General features: G+C 64.7%; 6 protein-coding genes and 1 pseudogene. 6 read left to right on the top strand and 1 reads right to left on the bottom strand.

All coding sequences use genetic code 11. The annotated features are described in order from the left end of the window. Positions 1-6: 6 nt before the first annotated feature. Positions 7-204: pseudogene (locus B378_RS17515) on the top strand (hypothetical protein); the annotation flags it as partial. Between the two features lie 672 nt (positions 205-876). After that, positions 877-1,905, top strand: coding sequence for a Cdc6/Cdc18 family protein (locus B378_RS0102090; RefSeq protein ID WP_017342177.1), 1,029 nt, complete (start codon positions 877-879; stop codon positions 1,903-1,905). 126 nt (positions 1,906-2,031) lie between these two features. Here B378_RS0102090 and B378_RS0102095 read toward each other — a convergent pair whose 3' ends face one another. Then, a complete protein-coding gene (locus tag B378_RS0102095) occupies positions 2,032-3,015 on the bottom strand; it encodes an ornithine cyclodeaminase family protein (RefSeq protein WP_017342178.1) in 984 nt (327 codons plus the stop codon). Positions 3,016-3,107: 92 nt separating this feature from the next. Here B378_RS0102095 and B378_RS0102100 point away from each other — a divergent pair, with 92 nt between their 5' ends. The 4 genes from B378_RS0102100 to B378_RS0102115 form a co-directional block, all read left to right on the top strand. Then, positions 3,108-4,274 (top strand): FAD-binding oxidoreductase, encoded by a 1,167-nt coding sequence (locus tag B378_RS0102100; RefSeq protein WP_017342179.1) that lies wholly within the window; start codon positions 3,108-3,110, stop codon positions 4,272-4,274. A 275-nt stretch (positions 4,275-4,549) separates the two neighbouring features. Continuing rightward, positions 4,550-5,389, top strand: coding sequence for a hypothetical protein (locus tag B378_RS0102105; RefSeq protein ID WP_044965397.1), 840 nt, complete (start codon positions 4,550-4,552; stop codon positions 5,387-5,389). A 2-nt stretch (positions 5,390-5,391) separates the two neighbouring features. Beyond that, positions 5,392-5,697, top strand: coding sequence for a hypothetical protein (locus B378_RS0102110; RefSeq protein WP_026046145.1), 306 nt, complete (start codon positions 5,392-5,394; stop codon positions 5,695-5,697). A 2-nt stretch (positions 5,698-5,699) separates the two neighbouring features. Next, positions 5,700-7,189 (top strand): type B DNA-directed DNA polymerase (locus tag B378_RS0102115; protein WP_026046146.1); only part of this gene is annotated, 1,490 nt, incomplete at its 3' end.

Here is a 7,189-nt window from a genome sequence, read left to right on the forward strand (position 1 = left end):
CACCCAATTGAGGATATTGAGTCCAATCTCAATATCTAGGACCTCGAACAATTTCGGACGACATCTGACAACAATCTCATCTACATCTGGGGGAGCTCAGTAGCCGAGGCGTGGCGGAACCTCAAGCGCATCTCAAGCGTTCTCGAACCGATCACGAACAGTAAACCCGCCAACACAGCCATCGTCACCGGGCCTACCGGCGCAAATAACTTAACCAACAAAATACCGCTATTGTTGGTTAATCATCGTGAGTGAGACCGTTCGCAAAACCGGTCATTATCCGTGCGATGGACCAAGCTAAGGTATGAGCGCCTCGGCGTCTCCAAGCGCCTCTGTCTCGCTATCTGAGCCCACTGATATTCCAGCAGTCCTAGACCGGACTGGTATCGATTACGTCGGTGTACATGACCAGCGACTACTGGCTATTTATCGCACCGGCATCTTCAATGTGGTAACTGAGTCGGAGCCGGTATCGAATGCGCACACACTCCAAATCGAATGCTGGGAAGCACCACTTCCGTCTCGTGGTGATGAACAATCACCTCAGGAGCTTCTCAAGGACTTTGCCGCCGTATTTGACGCAGGCAACCAGAGCTGAAGTTGTCTATCTGTATGTACGACCTAGCGATCTCGATGAACACGTCAGACAGGGCTCTTCATGAGGTCCATCCGGCTCGAGCTACCGTGATCTGGCTAGAGCGAGCTCGACACCGTGGACTGGGTTTCTAGACGTTTCCGGAAACAGTGTGTTTCCACAATCAAAATCGAGGGACCGCGGAGCAATCGAGGTGAATATACCACTGCGATCAGAGCTTTTCTGGAATCTACCCGGTCACACTTATATTACTCTCGCTGAGAATAACTACCCACCGACCGATGATCCGTGATGCTCGCGTCCTCCGCGCCGGGTTCGTCCCTCGAGAAGTCGAGCATCGCGACGCCGAAGTCAACCACCTCTCGAGCGTTCTCGAACCGATCACGAACGGCGAGCCAGCTGACACAGCCATCGTCACCGGGCCCAGCGGTGTCGGTAAAACCTGTATCTCGAAGTTCGTTACCGAACGGCTCCGCGAGGAAGTGCTCGACGTCGAGGCCACCTACGTCAACTGTTGGCGGAACTACAGTCGCTTTCGAACGCTGTATCAGATCCTCGATGACATCGGTGCGACGATAGACATCCATCGCCAGTCAACACCCCACGACGAGCTCATTGACCGGCTCCAACAGTACGACGGCCCGCGAACTGTCGTCATTCTCGACGAGGTCGATCAACTCGAAGATCCGAGTCTCATCTACGACCTCCACAGTATGGAGCAGTTCGCGGTGATCTGTATCGCAAACAAAGAAGAAGAGCTGTTCAGCCGGGTCGACGACCGGCTGGTGAGTCGGCTGCGCTCCAGCGAGCACGTCCGGATGGATAAGTACCACAACGAGCAACTCTACGACATCCTGAGTGCCCGAACGAAATGGGGACTTGAAAAGGACGTTATCACCGACAAGCAGCTCTATCAGATCGCTGATGCCGCTGCTGGCGATGCTCGGCTGGCTATCGGGATGCTTCGCAGCGCAGCCAGCACAGCTGACCGCGAAAATTGCGAGGAGATCACCAACAACATGCTCCTAGACGCTGCTGAAGATGCTCGGGCCCAAATTAAGCAGAAGAGCCTGGACTCACTCACGCCGCATCAGCGAGTCGTCTACGATATTGTTCGCGACCACGGCCCGATCGGGCCGAGCGAGATCCACGAGCGCTATACCGAGGACGTCGATGACCCACGGACGAAGCGGACTATCCGCACGTACCTCTCGAAGATGGCCCAGTACAACCTCCTCGAGGCGAAAGGAACGAGTCGGGACCGAGAGTACTCGCTCGTCGATTCGGCAGCTGCGTCGCCGGTCTCGTAAGTCGACGGGCGAGCCGCGGACCTCCGCATCGACCGCGTCGCGGTCGTGGGGCGAGACCGGGACCGACTCGTCGACTCGTTCGGCGGTGCCAGCCTCCCAGTTGCGTGCGGCGGCCGTCAGGGGAATTCACAGCGAAATGTCCGTCCCGTCCCCCGCCGCTACGGCCTCTCGGTAGACGGTCTCGCCGGCCGCGGCGTCCAGCGTCGCGGACCCGACGCTCACGACCACCACGACCCCGTCGGGCGACTTGCGGACGTACCCGTCTGCGAGGGGAACGCCGAGTTCGACCAAGTCGTCCGCGTCGAGGTCGCTCGCGAGGAGGTCGCCGGTCTCGGCGACCTCCGCTGGCACGTCGGCGAACGTCCGTTCCGCGCGCTCGAGGACGCGGGGGTCGATCTCCTGCATCTCCGCCGTGAACGCGCCGACGGCGACGACGAGACTCCCCGCTTCGAGCGCGTCGGACGGAAAGACGGGCTCGGTTGCGGTCGTCGCGGTCACGACGACGTCAGCCCCCTCGACGGCCGCCCGGGGAGTGTCGACCGCGCGCGCCGGGATTCCCTCCGCGCTCAGGTCCGCGGCGCACGCGGTCCGCGAGTCGCTCGGCGAGTGGATCCGAACGTCCGAGAGCGCCGCGACGGTCGCGATGGCCCGGGTCTGCCAGCGTGCCTGCGTGCCCGCGCCAAGAACGCCGAGCGTGAGGTCCTCGCCGTCCGGGTCTGGGGCCAGTTTCCGAACCGAGACCGCCCCGATACAGCCCGTCCGGGCGTTGGTGATCGTCGTCCCCGCCATGAACGCCTTCGGGAGGCCTGTCCGGGCGTCCGTGAGCGCGATCTGGGCGTTGACCGTCGGAAGCCCCCGCTCCGGGTTCCCCTCGTGGACGCCAACGAGCTTCGTCGCGTAGTGGTCCGCGCCGTGGACGTACGCCGGCATCGCGATCCCGGTTCCGGCGGAATCGTCGCCGTCGAGACCCGCACCGACCGGAAAGTGCGGTCGCGGGGGCCGCTCGACCTCGCCGGCGGCCTGTTTCACCAACGCGTCGTCCACCACGTCGACGAGCACCCCCAGATCGAGGTTCCGTTCGACCTCCGTCGCGGAGAGTACGAGCACCATGTCCGAGGCGTCGCTCCCCGGTGACTTAGACTGCTCGTCGACCCGGCCGGCCGGTGTCATACGCTTATTTCTCGGGGGGTTGATCGATGGCTATGGACGCACTCGTCGTCGGCGGGGGGATCATCGGCCTCGCCGCCGCGCACTCGCTCGCTGACCGCGGCGTGGACGTGACGCTCGTCGAGAAGGGATCGCTGGGGAACGCGAGCACCGCTCGCTCGGCCGGCGGGATCCGGTCGCAGTTCTCCACGCGCGTGAACGTCGAACTGTCGCTCGCCAGCAAGGCGGTCTGGAACTCCTTCAAGCAGCGCTTCGGCGTGGACATCGGGCTCCGGAAGAACGGCTACCTGTTTCTCGCGCGGACCGACGAGACCGCAGAGCGGTTCCGCGAGAACGTCGACATGCAGCGCGAGCTCGGCGCGGAGAGCGAACTGATCACGCCCGCGGAGGCGACCGAGCACTGTCCGGGACTCGATCCCGACCCCTTCGTCGCGGCGACGTACAACCCCGACGACGGGATCGCCGACCCGAACCTCGCCGTACAGGGATACGCCGAGGCCGCCCGCGAGCGCGGCGTCGACATCCGGACGAAGACAGCCGTCACGGCCCTCCACCGCGAGGGCGATCGCGTCGTCGGCGCGGACATTCGGGCGGTCGGCGCGGACGAAGCCGAGCGCCACGAGGTCGACTGCGTCGTGAACGCGGCAGGCGCGTGGGCCGCCGCAATCGGCGAGATGACCGGCGTCGGCCTCCCGATCGCGCCCCGGCGGAGACAGATCGCCGTAGTCGACCCATCACCGCCGGTGCCCGAGTCGGTGCCGCTGACGATCGACCTCGAGACGGGGTCGTACTTCCGGCCCGAGCGGGACGGAGTGGCGCTCGTTGGCGGCCACTTCGACGAGGACGACCCCGATCGAGACCCCGACGCCTACGACGAGGGGATGGACGTCGAGTGGGCGGCACGCGCGGTCGAGCACGCCGCCGCGTACACCGAGTACTTCGGGCTCGACACCCGGATCAAACGCGGCTGGGCCGGGCTGTACGCGGTCACGCCCGACCACCACCCGGTCGTCGAGGAGACGGTCCCCGGTTTCGTGACCGTCGCCGGGTTCTCCGGACACGGGTTCCAGCACGCGCCCGCCTCCGGACGGATCGCCGCCGACCTCGTCGTCGATGGGGAAACGGATCTCCTTGACGCCTCGCCGCTTTCGGCCGATCGGTTCGAGCGCGGCGAGACCCTCACTGAGCGAAGCGTCGCCTGACCGATCAGGGGACGATCACGGGGGTAAGTCGATTTCGGAAACGGCCTCGGAAACGGCCGCGCAGTCCGAATATCCGGTGACTGAGTTCGAATGAGCGCTCGGTCGATTCATTTCTGGAAACCCGGAAGCGCCGCGCCGGCACTTATTGAGACGGTGAACGGGTATCGGGTATGGGAGACCACGCAACATCGAACCGATTGGCGGTGGACCAGCCGACACGGGGCGCAGACCGCAATCGATCCCTCGCTGACCAAGCCGATCCGGCTACGGACGAGATGCTGTTGCCGTCACTCAACGACGGCATCACGCTGCTCGATGTCGAGGGAGGCCGCGGCGTCCCGATCCTACAGTCGCTCGTACTCGACCATCTCCTCCTACACGACGGGCCCGCCTTCTGGGTCGACGCAAACGGCCACGCGACGACGACAACACTCGCCCAGATCGCGCCCAGCCAACGGCTACTCAACCGAATCCACGTTGCCCGCGGATTCACTGCCTACCAGCACTACGGCGCCGTCTGTGATCTCCCGACGGCAGTGAACAAGTCGATCCAGATGTCTACCACCGACGCCGGGGCGGCCGGTCGAGGGGAACCAAGTCGTGACGAGGACACGTCGCCCCACACACCCGCCCTCATCGTCGTACCGGCCGTCGACGTCCAGTACCGTGCCGACGATACCCTCGGCGAGACCCACGCGAAAACCCTTCAGACTCGAACTCTCGCCCGGTTGGCGACCTACGCCGATGGGTACGACATCCCGGTGCTCGTTACGCGAAACGAACGAAACGAATTCACCGAATCAGTCGCGACGGTCGCCGACCACCACCTAGAGTGCGAGCAGACGCGGATGGGGCCACGGGTCGTCGGCGAAGACTTCGAGACGCTCGTCTATCCCGTCGACGACGGCGCGTACTACCAGACGACGTTCGCGTACTGGCGCCAGCTGCTCGCGGCACGCGCCACGCAGGTCGGCGTGGAACCGACGACGTCGGCGCCGTCGACGCCGACGCCGGAGGGTGTCGGGACAGGCGTCACCGCTGGCGGTGAGACGGTGGCGGCCACCGCGGATCCCTTACTCGATGCGTGGACCGCGACCGGGACAGGAGGACGATAGCGATGGGGCGCACAAACCCGACATACCGAGATGCGCTGCGGGCAATCGAAGAGCGCTGGGCGGAGTTCCGCCGGGCACTGCGGCGTCGCGACCAGCCGCGCTTCGACCGGCTGTTCGAGTACGCCCGCGAGCACGCCGACGCGAGCGGGCTGTTGAACCACCAGAATCCGCTGCTGCCGGCGCTTTTCAGCATCGATCTCGAACAGGAGGCCCGCCTCGACGACCACGAGGAACGCCTCAAGGAGCTCGAAGCCGCGGTCACAGCGAGCGATGATCAAGAGAGTGGCCCACCGGACGCGAACCCGTGACGATGCCGTTCAGTATCGACTTCCTGGACGACGGCCGCGTTCTGGAGTGGGAGGCAACCGCTGACGGCGCCGTCGCGACCGAGCGCGATGACTACACCCCACGCTTCTACGTCGCCGCTCGCGACCCTGATGCCGACCTCGACCTCACGACACTCCAGGCAGTGTACGACCAGCACCCAGACGTCGTCGCGACCGAGATGTGTGCGCGACGGCCGGGCTTTCGACGAGACGAGGAACCAGTCCTCGCGGTCGATGTCGCCCACATCGACCGCGTCACCCCACTCGCCCGGCAACCGCGCCAGCTGTCGGCCTATCCAGTCGGGGATCTCGCCTGTTTCAACGTGGACTTTTCGCGGGAGTTCCGGTACTGTCTGGAGACCGGCGCCGATCCGACGCCGGCGAGCGAGCTGTCGACGCTCCGGCTCAGTATTCCGGTGACCGAAACGAGCAACGACGTCTACGGAGAGTTGACCGTCGCCGGCGACACTGTCAACGGCTCGCCGACGGATCTCCTGACCGCCGTCCAGGGGGCGCTCGACGCACACGATCCGGATGTCTTGGTCTGCTCGACAAGCGAGATCGTCCCGACCCTGTACGAAATGGCAACTGACGCCGGCGTCGACGACTTCTCGCTGAGTCGGTGGGCGGACGTCGATTATCAGCAGCTCGCGAGCCGGTCGACGTACTCGAGCTACGGTCGCGTCGGTCACTCCCCGGCGCGGTACAACGTGCCCGGCCGAGCAATCATCGACGAGTCGAACACGTTCTTCTACGGGGAGACGAACCTCGACGGCGTCCTCGACCTCGTGTCGCGCTCGAACAAGCCCGTCCAGGAGCTCGCGTGGGCGTCGATCGGGAACGTGCTCACGGCGATCCAGATCTGCGAGGCCCACGACCGCGGCGTCCTCGTTCCGTGGAACTCCTGGCGCCACGAGTTCTACAAGTCGATGGGGACGCTCCACGACGCCGACCGTGGCGGCTTCATCTTCGCCCCCGAGGTCGGCCTCCACGAAAACGTCCACGAACTCGACTTCTCCTCGTTGTACCCGAACATCATCTACACCCGGAACGTCTCGCCGGACGTTATCCGGTGTGACTGCCACAGCGACCGCGACGACGTCCCCGGCCTCGGGTACTCGATCTGCGACGGCCGGGGCTACCTCGTCGACGTGCTACAGCCGATCATCGACGCTCGCGACGAGATCAAGGCGGCCATCCGTCGCGAGAAAGAACGGAACAACCCCGACGAGGATCAACTGGCGGAGCTCGAGGGACGGTCGGGAGCGCTGAAGTGGATCCTCGTCGCCTGCTTCGGCTATCAGGGGTTCAGCAACGCGAAGTTCGGCCGCATCGAGTGCCACGAGGCGATCAACGCGTTCGCTCGCGAGATCCTACTGACGGCGAAACAGCGGCTTGAAGCGGGCGGCTGGCGGGTCGTCCACGGCATCGTCGACTCCATCTGGGTGACCCCGGACCCCGACGTCGACGACGA

This window comes from Halorubrum sp. T3 (genome assembly GCF_000296615.1).
GTDB lineage: Archaea > Halobacteriota > Halobacteria > Halobacteriales > Haloferacaceae > Halorubrum > Halorubrum ruber.